The sequence below is a fragment of the Streptococcus sp. SM5 genome, assembly GCF_027497975.1.
Map to the genome: position 1 here is coordinate 180346 of NZ_JAJNSC010000002.1, position 19536 is coordinate 199881.

Consider the following 19536-nt stretch of genomic DNA (forward strand, 5'->3'; position numbering starts at 1 on the left):
ATATAAAGATGATACAATGTATTTACAAATCATCTTTACAAAGAGGTATTAATCATGGCAAGTACTCAACCTGTTAATTTTAGAGCAGATTCGACTTTTTACCAACAAACGAAAGAAATCTTAGCTGATGAAAAGTTAACCCTGTCAGATATTTTTAATGCTGCACTTCGTAAAATTGCGACAGGTGCAGTTGATCCTAAAGAATTCGTATTTAGTGATTCACAAGAGACTCAATATCAGGTTGCTTTTGAGGACTTGAAAAAGGAAATCTTGATGGGACATCAAGAAATTGAGCAAGGTAAACTAACGTCTTTGGCAGATGTAAGAAAGGAATTTGGACTTGAGTAATCATAAACGTTACCATGTTTCTCTTACGGATCAAGCCAAGAAAGACTTGAGGGAAATACATGATTATATTGTACTGAATTTTTACAGCCAACAATCTGCCGATGGTAAACTAGACCTTATTTTAACGGCACTAGAAACTTTAGAAACCTTTCCAGAAGCATGCCCTTTGGTGTCGAGTCGAGGTTACGGTGAATTAACAGATGACGGTAAACGTTACCGATATATGCCAATTGAAAATTACTTAGCTTTTTATTATATCGACAAATATGAGGTTTATGTCTCCAGAATTTTAAATTCCAAGCAGAATTGGGCTAAGTTATTCAATAAATAAATTCAATTATAATTCATAGAGCATCTCATAAATGAGGTGCTTTTATTGTACTCAAAAATGGAGGATTAGATGGGATTCTTAGATTTCTTTGGAAGAAAAAGATCACGAGATAAACCGCATAATAGTTATGAAGGTCAGGATTTTTCCTATCTCTTTGGACGAACTAGCAGCGGGGAGAATGTGGATGAGTTTAAGGCCATGCAGACTACAGCTGTTTATGCTTGTGTGCGAATATTAGCTGAGGCTGTCGCCTCTCTACCCATTCATATTTACGAAAGAACACCTAATGGAAGAGAGAAAAAATTTGAACACCCTCTATATTTTTTACTTCATGATGAACCAAATCCAGAAATGTCTTCTTTTGTCTTTCGTGAAACTTTGATGACTCATCTTTTGATATGGGGAAATGCATATATTCAAATCATAAGGGATAAGAGTGGTCAGGTTATCAGTTTGTATCCCTTATTACCAGATAAAATGTCAGTACACCGTGATGAAAATGGGAAACTTTACTACAAATATCAACGTCAGACCGAAGAAAATCCAAATTTCAAGGATAAAGGAAGTGTTATTTTAAAACAAGAAGATGTCCTTCACATTCCAGGACTTGGTTTTGATGGATTGATTGGCTATTCTCCCATCGCATTAGCAAAGAACGCAATTGGAATGACCCTTGCTACAGAGAATTACGGAGCATCATTCTTTAAAAATGGTGCAAATCCTGGTGGTGTATTGGAACATCCAGGGATTTTGAAGGATCCAAAAAGAGTACGTGATTCTTGGAATGCGGTTTATAACGGTGTCACAAATGCACATAAAGTTGCAGTACTAGAAGAAGGGATGAAGTACACTCAAATAGGCATTCCTCCAGAAGAAGCGCAATTCTTACAGACTCGGAAGTTTCAAATCAATGAGATTGCACGTTTGTATAGGATACCACCACATATGATTGGTGATTTAGAAAAATCTTCATTTTCAAATATCGAGCAACAATCACTAGAGTTTGTTAAATACACATTAGACCCTTGGGTAGTTCGTTTAGAACAGGCCTTCAAGAGGTCTCTTTTTTTGCCTGAAGAAAAGAAGAAGTACTTTGTTAAGTTCAATGTAGATGGTTTATTACGTGGAGATTATCAAAGTCGTATGAGTGGGTATGCTATTGCAAGACAGAATGGCTGGCTATCTACAAATGATATTCGAGAACTTGAAGATTTAAATCTTTTAACAGATGAAGAAGGAGGAAACCTTTATTTGATTAACGGAAATATGACTAAATTAAAAGATGCTGGTGGTTTTATGACAAAACAGGCAATTGAACAACCTCAAGAAAAACCAAAGGAGGAAGAAGATGCGTAAATTTTGGAGTTTTTCAGACGAAGGGAATATTCGCACTCTTCGTATTGAAGGACAGATTGCTGATGAAACATGGTTTGGAGATGAAGTTACTCCACAACTCTTTAAAAATGATTTAAATGCAGGAAAAGGTGATATCACCCTCTGGATTAATAGTCCAGGGGGTGATGTTTTTGCTGCAGCACAAATCTATAACATGCTGATGGATTACAAGGGAAATGTGCATGTCATAATTGATGGTCTTGCCGCTAGTGCTGCCAGTGTCATTGCCATGGCTGGAACAACAGTATCCATGAGTCCTGTTGCAATGATGATGATTCACAATCCATGGACAATTGCACAAGGTGAAGCAAAGGATATGGAAAAGGTCATTGAAATGCTGGGGGAAATCAAAGAGTCTATTATGAATGCCTATGAGTTAAGAACAGGATTATCTAGGACAAAAATCTCACATTTAATGGATTCTGAATCATGGTTTAATGCGAGAAAAGCAGTTGAACTTGGCTTTGCGGACAAGATTTTATTCAGTAAAGATGAACCTAAAGAAGAACTAGAACTAAGCAGTTATTCATTTAGTAGAGCCACTGCGGATCATAACCTTGTTGTTAAACTTCAAGCCAAAATAGATAGCTACAAACCTTTATCAACGACTCCTCTCAATCAGTTAAGAAAACGATTAGATTTATTGAAATAATGAAAGGAAAACTAACCTATGTCTAAATTACTTGAATTAAAAGAAAAACGAAATCAAGCTTGGGAACAAGCAAAAACTTTCCTAGACTCAGTGCGAACTGAAGATGGTTTAGTCTCAGAAGAAGATTCTCAACGCTATGATGAAATGGAAAGTAAAATCAATCGCTATAATCAAGAAATTGCTCGCTTAGAACGACAAGAAAAGATTGATTTAGAACTTGCTCAACCAACTTCTCAGGCTTTGACAAGACAGCCTACCACTGTCTTAAAAGATAGTGAGGTAGAAGATGAGAAGAAGGGAACTAAGTCTGATGTCTACTCCAAAACCTTTTGGACGAATGTCCGTAAGCGTAACTTCTTTGATGTTAAGGATGTTCTTCGTGTTGGAGAAGATACAGAGGGTGGCCATTTAGTACCTGATGAGTATGAGAAAAAACTAGTTCAAGGTCTTCAAGAAGAGAATTTCTTCCGAAGTCTAGCAACTGTCATTAAAACATCAAGTGGAGAGCGGAAGATTCCAGTTGTTACAGGGCACGGAACTGCGTCGTGGATGGATGAAAATGGACTTTATCCTGAAACTGATGAGACATTTGGTCAAGTAACACTCGATTCGCATAAGATTGGGACAGCTATTCGAATCTCAGAAGAATTGTTAAATGACTCAGTATTTGATTTAGAATCCTATATGACTAGTGAGTTTGCACGACGTATTGGTACAGAAGAAGAGAAATCATTCCTTATTGGAGATGGCTCAAAGAAACCAACAGGAATCTTTACGCAAGCAAATGTTACAGGTCCTACAACGACGACTAAAGACATTACGTTTGATGACATGATTGAATTGTATCATACTCTTCCTGCTCCGTATCGTAAAAATGCAGTATGGATTCTTCATGATACAACTGTTAAAGCAATCCGTAAACTGAAAGACAATAACGGAAATTATATTTGGCAACCGTCTACACAAGCTGGACAACCAGATTTAATTCTTAACCGTCCATACTATACATCTACCTTTGCACCCCTACCTGAACAGGGGAATAAAGCCATTGCATTTGGTGATTTCTCTTTTTACTGGATTGCAGATCGCCAAGGACGTACTTTTAAACGTCTCAATGAACTTTATGCTAATAATGGTCAAATTGGTTTTCTTGCATCTCAACGTGTTGATGGGAAATTAGTATTACCAGAAGCAGTGAAAATTTTAACTGTGAAAGCAAAATAATCATGATAAGTCTAGAAGAAGCAAAACTTTACCTTAAGGTAGAAAACACAGATGAAGATGACTTGATTAGGCAATTGATTGATACGAGTAAAAAACTCTGTGAAGAAACATTAAGGCAGAATACTTACAGTGAGGTTCTAAGAATGGCAATCCTGTATGGGGTTGCCTATCTTTATGAACACCGTGAAACAGCTAATTATAAAGAGTTAAAACAAATGTTATATCACCTACTATTAGCTGATAGGAAGGATATCTTTTGATGAAAATTGCTCCGTTACGTGACCGCCTTATATTTGAAGTGCGTAAAATTGTGGTTGATGAAATTGGAAATGAATCTTCAGTTTGGAACACAGTTTTCCAAAGATGGTGTTCTAGTCGGCCATTGACTTTAACAGAAAATAAGGGGAGCGTGTCTAAACTCCTTTATAACAAAATTCAATTTACACTAAGGTACGACAAAGCGTTACTAAATCTAAGTTCATTAAAAACTAGGATAAAGTACAGAGACGCCTACTTTACGGTAGATTCAATTGATGGTGATAGCGTTCCTAGGCAATTGATTTATATTGTAGCAACTAAGGAGAATGACTATGAACAGGATAGGAATGGATGAGTTGGAAAAAGTAATTGATCAAGAGTTGAGTGATTACATTAAAGAGACGACATCTGCAATGCGAGAGGTAGTAGAAGAAGTAACAGACAGTGCTGTAGATACTTTAAAGATCTCTTCTCCACGAAAAACTGGTAAGTATGCACGAGGTTGGAAAAGCAAGTCAACAAGTGACAGTCCTACAGGCTTAACAAAAACCATTCATAACCGAACACCAGGCTTAACTCATCTCCTAGAAAATGGTCACGCTAAACAAAATGGTGGTCGAGTAGAAGGGCAAAAACATATTGAAATCGTTGAAAAAAGTGCCGTTAAGTCACTTGAAGATAGGCTGAGACAAAGATTGTGAGGATTTCATGACATTAAAAGATTTCTATAACATTTTAATAAAATCAAAGTTGCCAGTAGCTTATCATCATTTTGAAGAAGGAAGAAGTCCAGCTCCACCATTTATTGTATATCTTGTTAAGGACTCTGAAAATGCTGGAGCTGATAATTGGAGCTATCATAAGACTCTTAATCTTCAAGTGGAACTCTATACCTTAAAGAAGGACTTAGAAATCGAAACTAAGATGGATGACTTATTCGATAGTCATTCAATTTTTTTTGACAAAGTAGAGACTTATATCTCAACTGAAAAACTCTATCAAATTACATATTACATTTCATTAAACGGAGGATAGTTATGACTGAAAAAAATAAAGTTACCTTTGGATTACAAGATGTTCATTGGGCAGAAGTTACAACTGAAGCTTCAAATGGCGCATTGACTTATGGGACGGTTGAACGATTACGAGGTGCAGCAGAACTAACCTTGGAACCGACTGGTGACAAAGGTTCTTACAAGGCAGATAATATCAACTTTTATACTTCAGAATCAAATGATGGTTATGAGGGAACATTGAAGCTCGCCTTATTAACTCAAGAATTTTTAACTCGTGTCTTAGGAGAAAAATTAGATCCAACAACTAAAACGATTTCTGAAATCGCAAATGCTGAAAAGAAGAATTTCGCTCTGATGTTTCGTTTTGAAGGAGATAAGAAAGAAACACTTCATGTTTTGTATTACTGTTACGCATCACGTCCGTCAATGGGATCAAAAACAAAATCTGGTTCAGATATTAATGAGGTTGAGTTAAACTTTACTGCAAGTCCCCGTCCACTTGATAAGGTGGTTCGTCGCAAAACGACAGAAGAAACAAGTGATGAGATTCGTCAGAATTGGTTCAAGGAAGTCTTTGAACCTCGTGAATAAAGGAGTTACAGATGAGAGATAGTATTACAATTTCAGGAAAGACCTATGAATTGGCTACTAATGCATATACACCGATTGCCTATAAAGAACAGTTTGGTAAAGATTATTTTCAAGACTTGTTTTCAATGGTGAGTACGCAGTCAATTCTTGATAAGATTGAGCACCTAAATGAGGAAGAAAAACTCGAAACTGGTGACATTGATCTATCCATCCTGACCAATTTTGATATGACTTTTTTTCACAGAATTTTTTGGGTGTTTGCTAAATCGGCTAATCCAAGAATTAAACCATTCAAAGAATTCTTTATGGAGATGGAGGAGTTTCCAGTTCAAGAAGTAGCAACTATCTTAATGAACATGCTTAACCAAGGGATGAATACAAGAAAAAAGCAGATCAAACAGAAACAGCAAGTGAAGAAATCTTTACGGTAGAAAGCTATTTATTTTGTTGTAAGGAAACTGGCTTATCCATAGACGACTTAAAACATATTTCAATTGGGATGGCTCTTGATTATCAAACTGATTATGTAAACTTGCGGACAAATGAAACAAGCAACACAAGAAAAGCAAATCAAAGTGATTTTGATAATTTTTAATAGAAAGGAGATGTGAACATGGCTGGAAATATAAAAGGTATCACAATAGAAATTGGTGGTGACACCCAACCCTTGCAAAATGCCTTAAAAGGGGTAAATAAACAAGCAGCTGAATCAACAAAAGAATTGAAACAAATTGATAAGGCTCTTAAGTTTGATACAGGAAATGTCACACTCCTTACTCAAAAACAAGAAGTGCTTGCTAAACAAGTTGAAACCACTAAAGAAAAATTAACTACCTTAAGGCAGGCACAAGCCCAAGTTGAAGCTCAATTTAAGTCAGGTAATATCGGGGCGGAACAATATCGAGCCTTTCAAAGGGAAGTAGAAACTACTCAGACAGTACTGAAAAGTTATGAAAGCAAACTAGAGGGTGTCAATCAAGCCTTATCGGAAAATGGAAATCGAATAGGTACTACTAAAAGTCAATGGGATAGCTTGAAACAAGAACAAGCTCGTCTAGCTTCTGAGAGTGAAAAATTAACGAGTCAATTTAAATTACAAGAAAGTGAACTTTCTTCAAGTGCTAGTGAATCTGAAAAGCTAGCTTTAGCTCAAAGAAAAGTAAATGAAAGTTCCTCTTTACTAGAAAAACAGATTCAGAATTTAGAGAAACAGCTAGAACTAACAAAATCTCAGTATGGCGAAAACTCGATTGAAGCCAATAAACTGGAACAGACTCTAAATGATACCAAAACGGCCTATAATCATCTTCAAAATGAGATGGAAGAGATGGGCACTAGTTCAACAAGTGCGAAGGATAATCTATCAGAAATCAATCATCTCTTAAAGGCAGATATCCTAATGGAATTCAGTGATCGTTTAGCAGAATTATCACAAAAATTGATTGATTTTGGGAAACAGTCGCTTGAAGCTTTTAACGAAGTTGATGAAGGGATGGATATCATTGTCACCAAAACTGGTGCTTCTGGCCAAGCTTTAGAAGAGATGACAACTATCGCAAAGAACCTTGCTACAGAAATTCCTACAGACTTTAATACTGCTGGAAGTGCAGTTGGTGAGTTGAACACACAATTTGGTTTAACCGGTGATAGTTTAAAATCAGCTTCAAGTTATCTCATCCAATTTGCATCTATAAATGGGAGTGATGTTACTTCATCGGCTATTTCAGCTAAGAAAGCTATTGAAGCATACGGCTTACAGGCAACGGATTTGTCTAGTGTTCTTGATACTGTCACCTTTACAAGTCAAGCTACTGGAGTGGGAGTTCAAGATTTGATGGATAAGGTTGTTTCTGGAGCACCACAAATTAAGGCATTAGGACTTTCATTTGATGAGGGCGTTGCTTTAATGGGGAAATTTGAAAAGGCTGGTGTAGATTCATCAGCCTCTTTATCATCCTTATCAAAAGCATCTGTGAAGTATGCAGCATCAGGAAAGACTTTGCAGCAAGGTTTATCTGAAACCATCGAAAAAATTAAAAATTCAACTAGCGAAACTGAAAAGTTAACTCTCGCTTCAGATATATTTGGAACTAAGGGTGCTCCACGAATGGTTGATGCTATTAATCGTGGAGCATTATCTTTTGATGACTTGGCTGAAACAGCAAAGAAAGCATCAGGAACAGTCGGCTCAACTTATGAAGCGACACTAGATCCAATTGATAAATTTACAACTGCTCAAAATGAAGCTAAGTTAGCATTTGCTGAAGTTGGAGATGCTATTGCTGTCACTTTTGCACCGATACTAGAGATTTTAGCTGATTTGTTACGTTCAGTTGCAGAGTGGTTCTCTAGTTTATCAACGCCAGTAAAACAATTTATCATTATTGTAGGTAGCCTCATTGCTGGGTTAGGCTTATTACTCCCTATATTTTTAGCACTTCAGGCAGCTGCCTTAGCAATGGGTGTCACAATTGGTGGCTTAATAGCAAGTGTAGCGCCTATTATAGCTATAGTCTTAGGAATTATAGCTGTTCTTGCCTTGTTAATTGTTGGAATAAAAGAACTTTGGGAACATAACGAGGGATTTAGAACAGCAGTAATGGATATTTGGAATGCTATATATTCTTTTATATCTACTATCATTCAAGAAATATCAGACTTTATTTTAAGCATTTGGGGGACTCTAACTTCATGGTGGACTGAGAATCAAGATTTAATTCTTGCAGCTGCAACCACAGTTTGGAATGCAATCTCAACAGTCATAACTACCGTTATGTCAATTCTAGAACCCTATATTCAGGCAGCATGGGAAAACATAAAACTAATCATCAGCACAGCTTGGGAAATCATCAAACAAGTAGTTGAAACGGCAATCAATCTTGTCTTAGGCATTATTAAAGCAATCATGCAGGTTATAACAGGAGATTGGTCTGGTGCATGGGAAACAATAAAGGCAGTTATTTTAACAGTATGGGAATCCATCAAGTCAATTGTAAGCTTAGTTCTAAATACTATTAGTCAACTTATATCAAACACCTGGAATGGGATTAAGAACACAATTAGTAATCTCTTATCAGCAATTAGTAACGTTGTCAGTACAATTTGGAATAGTATCAGTTCAACTATTTCAGGTATTCTAAATGGAATCTCAAGTACAGTGTCCAATGTTTGGAATGGAGTAAAAAATACGATTTCAAATGCAATCAACACTGCCAAAAATGCAGTTTCAACTGCTATAACTGCTATCAAAAATCTCTTTAATTTCAGGTTTCAGTGGCCACACATTCCTTTACCTCATTTTAGTGTGTCAGGATCTGCAAACCCTCTGGATTGGTTAAAGGGACAAATTCCTAGAATCGGAATTGAGTGGTATGCAAAAGGGGGAATTTTAACAAAACCAACTGCCTTCGGAACAATAGGAAATTCCCTAATGGTAGGAGGAGAAGCAGGAAACGAAGCGGTACTCCCTTTAAATGAATCTACTCTTGGGGCAATCGGAAGAGGTATTGCAAGAACGATGGATTTAAGAATGCCAGACATCAACATTTCGATTACTGGAAATATTATCCGAGAACAGGCAGATATTGAAAAAATAGCAAATGAAGTAGCAAGTCGAATCGCAGAAGAATTAGAACGTCAAAAACAATTGAGAGGAGCCACTATATGATTAAAAGAAACGAGTTAGTCATAGATGGAATTGGAACTTCTAGTTTTCCTTTTAAGGTGATTGTCCACGAATCGCCTTCTGTTATTCTAGCGGAGAGTAAGACGAGTTTATTAGAACATAAAGGAATGAGTGGCGCTCTTTCGCAAACAAATCGGCACCGTGATTTAATTGAAAAATCATATACGATTTACATTGTTAAGCCCTCAGAAGAACAACTCCATCAATTTATGGGTCTATTTATCAAGGAGCAGTTTTGGTTTGAGAGTGAACGGATGAAAACCACACGTCTTTGGTGTTACCGAGTAAAATGTACTGAGGTAAAACAAGAGAGAGATGGTGTGTATGCGACGAAAGCTACCTTTATTTGTCATCCTACAAAGTTTTTTAAATCAATAGATAGACAAACTTTGACATCAAACGGAGTGCTAAGAGTTCAAGGTACGTCTCTAGCGTTCCCCAAAATAACGATAATGGGGAATTCGGCAACTGAGACTCAGTTTACGATTGGTGATCAGGTTATTAAAATTGAAAAACTTACAGAACCTCTTGTGATGGTAAACGAACCAAATAGTCCAAGTTTTCTAACGGTTAGCAAAAAGAACATCAAATGGTCTGGTGATTTTATCACTATTGATCCGAGTGCTAAAAAAGAAGTCGGTGTTGTTCTTGGTAGAGGTATTACTTCTTTAAGCTTTGAAACAAATTGGGGGTGGGCTTAAATGTTATTTCTGTTGAACAAAGATATTAGAACTGCAAAGTGGAATGGATTACCTCTTCATGAAACTAGCTCTGCTATTGTAAAAGAAACCCTGAACGGTGATTTTACTTTATCTATTCGCTATCCAATTACCGATTCTGGTATCTATAAACAAATCAAAGAGGATATGCTTATCAAGGCTCCAGTACCTGTCTTAGGATTCCAGTTATTTCGTATCAAAAAGCCAATTGAAAATGATGATAGTTTGGATATAACCGCCTACCACATTTCAGATGATATTATGCAGCGGTCTATTGAACCAATGAGTGTTGTTAATCTCACTTGTGGTATGGCCTTATCTCAAATGGTACAAAATACTAAGACTAATCTTGGTGATTTTTCATTCATGAGTGATATTACAGATCGCCGTACTTTCAATACAGATGAGGTAAAAACACTCTATTCCGTCTTAATGGATGGTGCCCATTCTATTATAGGAACTTGGGAAGGGGACTTGATTCGTGACAATTTGGCTCTGACAATCAAGAAGAATAGAGGTGAAAATAGGGGTGTTGTCATAACAACACATAAGAATCTAAAGTCTTACAAGAGAATCAAATCAACTCAATCAATCATTACTCGTATTCATGCAAAATCAACATTTAAACCAGATGGTAAAGATAAAGACCAGACAATTAAAATTACTGTCGATAGCCCTCTAATCACTTTCTATCCATATATCAATGAAAAGGAGTACGAAAATAATACTCTTAAAAGCATTGAGGAGTTAAGAAAGTGGGCTGAGGCTAAGTTTAAGAATGAAGGAATTGATAAGTTATCGGATGCTATTACGATTGAAGCCTATGAACTTGATGGACAGGTTGTACATTTAGGGGATACTGTAAATATCAAGAGTTTGAAACATGGAATTGATATTCCAAAAAAGGCAGTCGCTTATGAATTTGACGCACTGACACAAAAATATATCTCGATTACTTTTGATGATAAACCAATGGTAGGTGGATCAACTTCAAATAGTGGAATTTCAACTGTCGCAAATGCAATTTTAGACTCTGGTTTCACATTACAAGAAGTCGCAATTGAAAAAGCTTTGAAAAATGCGAACGCAGCTTTTGATACCGAGTTCACTAAACAAAAAGAATCAATCCTTGATGATATTGAAAAAGTCAAAGCTAGTGCAGAAGTCTACGCAGATGGTATTCGTCAAGAGATTGAAGGAAAGATTGCTGATGTTGATTCTAAAGTTCTATCTAATGAATCACTTAATGAAAATAGATACAACGATGTGTTGGCTAAAGCAAATAGTAGTAGAGATTTAGCAAATCATGCCTTAGATGTTAGTAGAGAAGTTAAAGAGACTACTAATACAGTGTTAACAGATACCTTAAATTATAAAAAAGAAGCTATTGCAGAAGCAAATCGTTTAGTTGAACTCAGCAAGAATAGCTTATTGAATCAAATTACAACGGTAGAATCTTCAATTGATAAGCTTACGGGTGTTATTACTAACAAGGTTTCAAAGACAGACTTTGATGCTATCAAAAATACCGTAGAGCAACAACGAACGGAAATATCACAAGCCAAGGATAAAATAAATCTAAAAGCTGAAAAGACCTATGTAGAAAATATTAAACAAACAGCTAACGAAGCACTCCAAAGAATATCAGAGAACGCATTAGCAATATCTAAAACTAAAGCTGATTTACAAGTTGCTGCCGATGCTATAAAGACTAAAGTATCACAAACAGATTTTAATCAAACGACAAATCGACTTGCTACTACTGAAACAACAATTAAAATCCAAGCAGGTGAAATAGCCAAACGATTGACCAGTAGTCAGGTAGAATCCATTATCAATTTAAAAGGATTTCAAACTAAATCGGATGTTGATAAAAATATTTTAGATAGAGGTTATGTGACGAACTCTAGCGTGCAAAATTTAGTTAGAGAAACATCCAATAGTTTTAGTCGGACTATTAGTGAAACTAAATCATTAATACCAACTAGTGTTTCTCATCGAAACTTAGCATCTGGTTCGAGTGATAGTTGGACTTCATACAAAGAAATAAACTCGAAACTCAATTGGATTCAAACAATAGGTAAAGTTCCTTATGGTGATTCGACTGGCATTTATGCAGGGACAAAAATCAATCTATTTGTTTATATTTCTGTCGATAATGTTGTTTTAGATTCAACTGTTACTCCTAGAATTATTTTACAAGGTCCAGGCTATAAAAAATCAGATAATAGCGCTGTATGGAGTGTTCATTCCAATCCCTTTCATACCTCTTGGTCTAGCGTTTTAAAAACTGGTACAAACTACCATCTTATTAAAATTTCTCGGATCGTAACAGAAGAGATGTTCAATAATTTTAAAAACTTTGAATTACAATTTCGTATTGATGGAGCAAGTTCAGGTAAGTTTCATTGGAGAGCATTAATGATTACTACTGGAGATATTTTTCCAAATTATTGGACAAAGCCTATCGAAGATTTAACAACTGTAACGGCCTATAACGAAGTAAAAGATACTCTAACTAGTCATACAAGAACTATTAGTGAACAAGGCAAAACAATTAGTCAGGTTGTACAAACATCCGAAGGACTGATTACAAGAGTCAGTGATTTAATTGATACCCAAAACTTAGTATACGATCCAACAAATTTTAGTAAATATAGAGAACGTGAACCGAATTCGAATTTAGTTATGACTGGAACTAATGAATATAAGCTACTAAGAATTGCTCAAAGTGGTAGGACAACAAATGGTTGGCGTGGTTTTCAAATGCCTCTTCATAGTCAAAAATTTGTCGCTGGTGAGAAACTTTCTTATAGGGTCAATTTATGGGTAGATGTACTACCAGATGGAAAGGTTGGCTTTGAAATCAAATCAGGTAACTCAATAGGAAGTTTCACCATCACCCCTACTAGAACAGGGGCAGCTCAAATTTTTACAGGAACTTTTACGATAAGTAAAACCGTGACAAAAACAGATGATTTTGGTCTTCATGTTTGGCTAGAAAAGAACGGCACTGTGGCAGTTGGACAAATTTCAATTGTTCGAGGTAGTCAACCACCTAAAAACTTTGTAGATAGTACATCTTTTCAACAAATTGCAACAGAAAGTCTCGTTCAACAACATCAAGGTTCCTATTCGATTCAAAATTTAACTAATGCTGGCTCTTTAATTTCAGGTATTAATCTAGGCGCAAATGGAATCAATAGAATCATTGGCAAAGCAACGCATATCACTGGGGATACTTTGATTGATAGAGCAGTCATTAAATCAGGAATGATTGATAAATTAAAGACATCAAACTTTGAATCTGGTTCTGTAACTACTATGGTATTAGCATCTAATTCAGTAACTGCAGATAAGATGGTCGTGGATCAAGCCTTCTTCAATAAACTTGTTGCAAATGAAGCTTATTTACGACAGCTGTTTGCAAAGAATGCTTTTATCAATAGTGTACAAAGTGTTAGAATCGATGCTAGTCAAATAAAGTCAGGCTTACTAAGTGGTGATAGAATCCAAGGTGGGACAATAACCGGAACCACAATTTCTGGTGGATTATTAACTGGAGAAACAAGAATTAAGTTAGGTGCTTATGGTTCATTTGACGCTATCAACGGTGGGTTACAGATTAATGTTCCTCGTCAGTTTAATTCTAAAGATGGTTTAGGTGTACAATTTATAGGTTCTTATGGCCGAGGGGACAATGTTCCTTACGGCTTATTTATTTACAAAGATTCAGATTTTACTACTGGAAACACTGCAAGTGATAGTGATGATTTTCTATTGACGGTCGAAGGATACATTAAGGCAAAAGGAATTGGCTGGTTGAAGTACGGCAAAAGCAGCATTAATGGCTCAACTACAGGAACTATTAGTTATTGGAATTCTAATAATGTATCTCTAGACTTTGGTGGATCAGGAAATGATATTTACTACTCATATAACGGAAATGCTTATAGCTTATGGCAAATTGTTAACCAACATTTTTCTGATAAAAACTTAAAAGAGAATATAGGCTTATCTAACTATAAAGCACTCGATTTTATCAAAAGATTTCAATTTAAAGAATTTGACTGGAAGAAAATAGGGAATCGTATTCAAAAGGCTCATACCAAAATTGGACTCATTGCTCAAGATGTTCAACAAATTGACTCATCACTAGTGTATGAAAATGGTGGTTTGCTGAACCTCGATAATACAAGATTAACAAATATCGCTTTAAAAGGGATTCAAGAGTTAATACTTGATATTCGAAAATTAAATAAACGATTGGAGATATTAGAAAATGAACACAGATTTAATCCATCAATTAGCAATGGAGTCGTTGACTAAGAAACTAGCACAAACCGAAGGTCAAGCAGCACAAAATGAGGCTCTTTATTTGGTTGTTGCAAGCGAATTGCAGTTAATGAAAGATGTATTAGAATACGACTCAGACCTAAAAGACTTATTTGAGGAAGTAAAAACTAAAAGAGAGAAAGGAGAAAGTTAATGGCATTAGAAATTACTAAAACAACACGTTTGGTTGGAAATTTGAAGATTGGCGATGAAGTAGTTAAGCAGTATACTGTTGATGTTGATGAACATGGTGTTTCTACAGTATCTGAGTTTCTCTATCATTCAGAGCTCTATGCGGAGCATCGTCTCGAAATGAGAAACCAAGAAAAATTGTTCCGAGATAAACGATATGAATTAGAAGATGCTGTTTTAGCTGAAATTGAGTCAAATAAAAAAGAACAATAGGGAGTATTAAAAATGGATATTGAATTGTTTAATTTTTTAAGAAAGCTCATCGAAACAGAAGATGGGCTTATTTTGTATGCGTTAGCGTTAATTGTCATCATGGAAATTGTAGACTTTGCATCAGGCACATTTGCTGCAATTGTAAATCCTGATGTTGAGTATAAGAGTAGAATTGGAATCAATGGCTTAATTCGAAAAGTATTAGGGATTTTTATGTTACTGTTATTGATTCCGATGTCTGTTTTGTTACCTGAAAAAACTGGATTTATGTTTCTGTATTCGATTTATATTGGATACCTAGTTTTTACTTTCCAATCGTTAATTGAGAACTATCAAAAAGTAAAAGGGAATATTCTGCTTTTTAAACCAATTTTAAAAGCTTTTGAACATTTAACTGAAGAAAAGTCTAACGATGATAAGGAGGATAACCATGGAAGTTGATAAAAGTAGATTACGAACAAATCTTCCTCAAATCGGTGAACAACCCTATCGACAGGTTCATGCTCACTCAACAGGTAACCCTAACTCAACAGTACAAAACGAAGCAGATTATCATATGCGCAGACCAGTTGAATCAGGATTTTTCTCCCATGTGGTTGGGAATGGACGTATTATGCAGACTTGGTTAGTTGACAGGGGTGCTTATGATGTTGGTGGAGGATGGAACGTAGAAGGATATGCTCAAGTTGAACTAATAGAAAGTCATGAATCTAAAGAAGAATTCATGAGAGATTATCGACTTTATGTCAAGCTATTACGTGAGTTAGCTGACGAGGCTGGAATCCCTAAAACTCTAGATTCTAGTAGTCTTGCTGGGATTAAAACTCATCAATTTTGTACTTACAACCAACCAAATAATGGGAGTGATCATGTAGATCCCTACCCATACCTTGCAAAATGGGGCATTAGTAGAGAACAGTTTAAGAAAGATATTGAATCTGGTCTAACTGAAGGAAACTGGAAACGAAACGAAGTTGGTTGGTGGTGGGAAGAAGCAGATGGCACTTATCCAAAATCTCAATGGAAAAATATCAAAGGAGAATGGTTCTACTTTGATATTAGAGGCTACTGTTTCATCAATAAATGGTTCAATGATGGCAAGGATTGGTTTTATTTAGATAAGCGTGGTGCCATGGTTATTGGTTGGATGCATATCAATCATCGTTGGTACTATTTTAAGTCGGATGGTCGAATGGCTAAAGGTTGGGTAAAATATCGTGAAACTTGGTATTACTTAGATGAAAAAGATGGGGACATGAAATCTAAGCAATTTATCAAATCAGGAAACGGATGGTACTATCTCAAGTCTGATGGTTCTCTATCAGTAAAACCAGAATTTACGATTGAACCAGATGGTTTGATTACTACTAACTAAAAGAGTCTATAGTTACTACTCTTAAAATAAATCTTTAAGCAAAATAAACCACCGAAGTTGGTAGCTCATGTGGTATAATATTTATTGTAGAAAAGTGAAGACGGTGGCTCCTGATACCGAAAGAGAGGTGATGCCTATGGGTAAATCATCAAAATCTGACGGAAAGGAGGAGCGTGTTTGAGCTCATTTGAAGTCGTTCAGACCATCTTTGGTTTTGGTACTTTTACCATTGCTTTGATTGGTTTGTGCTATAAAATCTTCAAGGACGATGACAAAAAGAAATAACCCGTCCCCACTTTTGACCGAGTTGTTGGACGAGTTATAGTCTGATAATAGAGAGTCACCGTCTTTTTAACGGTTCTACGTTGGAGTTGAGTTGGTAGCTCAGCTCCTTTTTCTATGTTTATTATAACATATTGCGATTAAATTTCAAATAAAAAATCTAAGCCTGGTGAAGTACATCAGGCTTTTTCTTTTTGATTTTTTCTTAAAACCGGAAAAATCTATCTTGAAAGTACCTATTTAGGTAAGAGGACAATAAAGACATTTTGTTAAAGTACAGGGTTGCTGATTACTTGACTAATATTGCGTTTAGAGGGATATATAGTGTGTAAAAACTTCTTGTAGGAGGAAAAATGAATATAAGAAAAATTGAAGCAAAGAATAACAATAGAAAAAAGAGAATTTGTGCATATGTTCGAGTTTCTACAACCAACGGAAGTCAACTTGATTCGCTAGAGAATCAAAAAGTCTATTTTGAAAAGTTGTATGCTGAACGTGAAGATGTTGAGTTTTTGGGTGTTTTTTCTGATAAAGGGATTTCAGGATCAAAGTATGAAAGACCTGATTTTCAAACTATGCTAGATGCTTGTAGAAAAGGACAAATTGACGTTATCCATACTAAGTCAATATCTAGGTTTGCAAGAAATCTTATCAATGTTCTTGAAATCAGTCGAGAGTTAAAAACTCTAGGTATTGATATCTTTTTTGAAGAGCAGAATATCCACACCTTATCCAATGAAGGTGAAGTTGTCTTGACTGTGTTAGCAAGTTTAGCTGAGGAAGAGTTACACAGCATGAGCGGAAACCAACGGTGGAGTTTTCGTAGAAAGTTCCAGAAGGGAGAATTACTCATTAATGCTAAACGGTTTTTAGGGTATGATTTAAACGAAAAAGGAGAACTTGTTATAAACCAAGAAGAAGCGCAAATAGTGAGAACCATCTTTTATAGTTATTTAGAAGGAATGGGTACACATAGGATTGCTAAAAAACTTAATGAGGACAGGGTTCCAACCGTAACAGGAAAGAAATGGTATGATAGCACAATTCGTAATATCTTAAAAAACGAAAAATACAAAGGCTCTTTACTGCTTCAAAAATACTTTCATGATGGTGTAAACGGTCCAAAGAAATTAAATCAGGGACAGTTGGAACAATACTATATCGAAGATAATCATGAAGGAATTATATCTAAGGAAATATGGGAAAAGGTTCAGGTAAAAATGAAAAGCTGTTCTCGGATCCAAGGTACAAATAAAAGCTATAAATTTTCCAGAATGTTAAAATGCCAGTATTGTGGTTCAACATTAAAAAGACAGGTATCTTATAAGAAAAAGATTATTTGGTGTTGTTCCAAATATATCAAAGAAGGAAAAAATTCATGTAAAGGTATGAGAGTCCCTGAAAGGGATATTGAAGATTGGAAACTAAGTTCACCAGTAACTGTGTTAGAAAGGATTGAAGATGGAGAAAAACATTACAGTTATACCGGCCAGAAAGCTACAGCAAACAGTCAAATCTCAAACTCAGAAAAAGGTCAAGGTAGCCGCTTATTGTCGAGTGTCTACAGACCAAGACGAACAGCTATCAAGTTATGAGAATCAGGTCAATTATTACCGTGAATATATTTTAAAACATGAAGATTATGAGTTGGTAGACATCTATGCAGATGAAGGAATCTCTGCAACTAATACAAAAAAACGTGATGCTTTTAACCGACTAATACAAGATTGTAGAGATGGCAAGGTGGATAGAATTTTAGTTAAATCTATCAGTAGATTTGCCAGAAATACATTGGACTGTATCAAATATGTAAGGGAACTGAAAGAACTAGGTATTGGAGTAACGTTTGAAAAAGAGAATATTGATAGCCTAGATTCAAAAGGAGAAGTACTACTTACCATTCTATCATCACTCGCACAGGATGAATCAAGATCTATTTCAGAAAACTCAACTTGGGGAATTCGTAAGAAGTTTGAGCGTGGTGTAGTTCAGGTAAATACTACAAACTTTATGGGATATGACAAAGATGAAAAAGGAAATCTAATTATAAACTCTGAACAAGCAAAGGTCGTGAGGTATATATTTGATAGATTTCTAGAAGGATACAGTCCAGAATTTATTTCCAAAGAGTTAAGAGAACAGGAAATACCAGGTTGCACAGGTAAAGCAAAATGGTGTCCAAGTGCTATATGGAAAATGCTTCAAAATGAAAAATACAAGGGTGATGCCCTGCTTCAGAAAACCTATACCGTTGATTTCCTGACGAAGAAACGAATAGATAATGATGGACAAGTTAATCAATATTATATTGAAAACAATCATGAACCAATTTTAGATAAAGAGAAGTGGGAGATTGTTCAGTTAGAAATAGCAAGAAGAAAGAGATTTAGAGAACAACATAAGCTCCAATTTTATATCATGCAGAAAGAAAACAATCCTTTTACAACAAAAGTATTTTGCGCAGAGTGTGGTTCAGCATTTGGTAGAAAAAATTGGACGACAAGTCGAGGTAAACGTAAGGTATGGCAGTGTAATAATCGATATAGGATTAAAGGTCAGATTGGATGTTTAAACAATCATATCGATGAAGAAATGCTTGAGAAAGCCTTTATGAAAGCAGTAGGACTGTTTCAAGAGCATAGATCTGATGTGGTAGATAAGTGGCAAAAGCTAGAACAAGGAGCAAATCTTCTCCATAAGCACTATGCAAAGCAGATGTATCAGATACTAGATTTAGATAAATTTGATGGAGTTATCATGAATCAAGTTCTCGACCACATCAGTATTTCAGAAGCTGGACAAATTGTAGTAACTTTCCTTGAAGGAACTGAGGTAGATTTATAAGAGACTGTTACTGGGAAGTTACAGTCTTTTTAGGGGTTTAATGGTATAATGAGATTATAAATGTGGATATTGTTTA

The 19536-nt window shown here is 35.7% G+C and carries 21 protein-coding genes; all 21 read left to right on the plus strand.

The window, feature by feature from the left end; all coding sequences use genetic code 11:
* Nucleotides 1-54 precede the first annotated feature (54 nt).
* The 21 genes from PAN07_RS02175 to PAN07_RS02275 all read left to right on the plus strand — a co-directional run bounded on the left by PAN07_RS02175 (nt 55) and on the right by PAN07_RS02275 (nt 19460).
* On the plus strand, nt 55-348 hold the full coding sequence (locus tag PAN07_RS02175; RefSeq protein WP_195594097.1) for an antitoxin: 294 nt from the start codon (nt 55-57) through the stop codon (nt 346-348).
* On the plus strand, nt 341-679 hold the full coding sequence (locus PAN07_RS02180) for a type II toxin-antitoxin system RelE/ParE family toxin (protein ID WP_173276745.1): 339 nt from the start codon (nt 341-343) through the stop codon (nt 677-679). The genes PAN07_RS02175 and PAN07_RS02180 overlap by 8 nt, the downstream gene beginning before the upstream one ends.
* A 69-nt stretch (nt 680-748) precedes the next feature.
* Nucleotides 749-2035 carry a phage portal protein gene (locus PAN07_RS02185; RefSeq protein WP_269796873.1) on the plus strand — a complete coding sequence of 429 codons (1287 nt, stop codon included), beginning with the start codon at nt 749-751 and terminating at the stop codon, nt 2033-2035.
* The gene (locus PAN07_RS02190; protein WP_195594102.1) at nt 2028-2726 is read left to right on the plus strand and encodes a head maturation protease, ClpP-related; all 699 of its coding nucleotides are present in this window, start codon (nt 2028-2030) and stop codon (nt 2724-2726) included. The genes PAN07_RS02185 and PAN07_RS02190 overlap by 8 nt, the downstream gene beginning before the upstream one ends.
* Before the next feature lie 18 nt (nt 2727-2744).
* Nucleotides 2745-3950 (plus strand): phage major capsid protein, encoded by a 1206-nt coding sequence (locus PAN07_RS02195; protein WP_269796874.1) that lies wholly within the window; start codon nt 2745-2747, stop codon nt 3948-3950.
* A gap of 2 nt (nt 3951-3952) precedes the next feature.
* Nucleotides 3953-4210 (plus strand): head-tail connector protein, encoded by a 258-nt coding sequence (locus PAN07_RS02200; protein WP_049520291.1) that lies wholly within the window; start codon nt 3953-3955, stop codon nt 4208-4210.
* Entirely contained in the window at nt 4210-4563 is a 354-nt protein-coding gene (locus tag PAN07_RS02205) for a head-tail adaptor protein (protein ID WP_269796928.1), read from the plus strand. The genes PAN07_RS02200 and PAN07_RS02205 overlap by 1 nt, the downstream gene beginning before the upstream one ends.
* Nucleotides 4541-4909, plus strand: coding sequence for an HK97 gp10 family phage protein (locus PAN07_RS02210; protein ID WP_004240834.1), 369 nt, complete (start codon nt 4541-4543; stop codon nt 4907-4909). The genes PAN07_RS02205 and PAN07_RS02210 overlap by 23 nt, the downstream gene beginning before the upstream one ends.
* A 7-nt stretch (nt 4910-4916) precedes the next feature.
* Nucleotides 4917-5243: a hypothetical protein gene (locus PAN07_RS02215; RefSeq protein ID WP_000172711.1), complete on the plus strand. Its 327-nt coding sequence runs from the start codon at nt 4917-4919 to the stop codon at nt 5241-5243.
* Nucleotides 5244-5245: 2 nt separating this feature from the next.
* Nucleotides 5246-5815 carry a major tail protein gene (locus PAN07_RS02220; RefSeq protein WP_045616007.1) on the plus strand — a complete coding sequence of 190 codons (570 nt, stop codon included), beginning with the start codon at nt 5246-5248 and terminating at the stop codon, nt 5813-5815.
* Nucleotides 5816-5826: 11 nt separating this feature from the next.
* The gene (locus PAN07_RS02225) at nt 5827-6246 is read left to right on the plus strand and encodes a hypothetical protein (RefSeq protein ID WP_006153800.1); all 420 of its coding nucleotides are present in this window, start codon (nt 5827-5829) and stop codon (nt 6244-6246) included.
* A gap of 182 nt (nt 6247-6428) precedes the next feature.
* A complete protein-coding gene (locus PAN07_RS02230) occupies nt 6429-9482 on the plus strand; it encodes a phage tail tape measure protein (RefSeq protein ID WP_269796875.1) in 3054 nt (1017 codons plus the stop codon).
* Entirely contained in the window at nt 9479-10201 is a 723-nt protein-coding gene (locus tag PAN07_RS02235) for a phage tail protein (RefSeq protein WP_269796876.1), read from the plus strand. The genes PAN07_RS02230 and PAN07_RS02235 overlap by 4 nt, the downstream gene beginning before the upstream one ends.
* Nucleotides 10202-14548 carry a phage tail spike protein gene (locus tag PAN07_RS02240; protein ID WP_269796877.1) on the plus strand — a complete coding sequence of 1449 codons (4347 nt, stop codon included), beginning with the start codon at nt 10202-10204 and terminating at the stop codon, nt 14546-14548.
* Entirely contained in the window at nt 14502-14708 is a 207-nt protein-coding gene (locus tag PAN07_RS02245) for a hypothetical protein (protein ID WP_001090723.1), read from the plus strand. Before PAN07_RS02240 ends, PAN07_RS02245 begins: the two co-directional genes overlap by 47 nt.
* Complete coding sequence (locus PAN07_RS02250; protein WP_001162702.1) at nt 14708-14959, plus strand: hypothetical protein; 252 nt, start codon at nt 14708-14710, stop codon at nt 14957-14959. The genes PAN07_RS02245 and PAN07_RS02250 overlap by 1 nt, the downstream gene beginning before the upstream one ends.
* A gap of 12 nt (nt 14960-14971) precedes the next feature.
* On the plus strand, nt 14972-15400 hold the full coding sequence (locus PAN07_RS02255) for a phage holin family protein (protein WP_195916272.1): 429 nt from the start codon (nt 14972-14974) through the stop codon (nt 15398-15400).
* Complete coding sequence (locus PAN07_RS02260; RefSeq protein WP_261232670.1) at nt 15390-16334, plus strand: N-acetylmuramoyl-L-alanine amidase family protein; 945 nt, start codon at nt 15390-15392, stop codon at nt 16332-16334. Before PAN07_RS02255 ends, PAN07_RS02260 begins: the two co-directional genes overlap by 11 nt.
* Before the next feature lie 177 nt (nt 16335-16511).
* Nucleotides 16512-16619 carry a putative holin-like toxin gene (locus PAN07_RS02265; RefSeq protein WP_080980497.1) on the plus strand — a complete coding sequence of 36 codons (108 nt, stop codon included), beginning with the start codon at nt 16512-16514 and terminating at the stop codon, nt 16617-16619.
* A gap of 350 nt (nt 16620-16969) precedes the next feature.
* On the plus strand, nt 16970-18211 hold the full coding sequence (locus tag PAN07_RS02270; RefSeq protein WP_269796878.1) for a recombinase family protein: 1242 nt from the start codon (nt 16970-16972) through the stop codon (nt 18209-18211).
* A complete protein-coding gene (locus PAN07_RS02275) occupies nt 18174-19460 on the plus strand; it encodes a recombinase family protein (protein ID WP_269796929.1) in 1287 nt (428 codons plus the stop codon). The genes PAN07_RS02270 and PAN07_RS02275 overlap by 38 nt, the downstream gene beginning before the upstream one ends.
* The last annotated feature ends 76 nt before the right edge of the window (nt 19461-19536 follow it).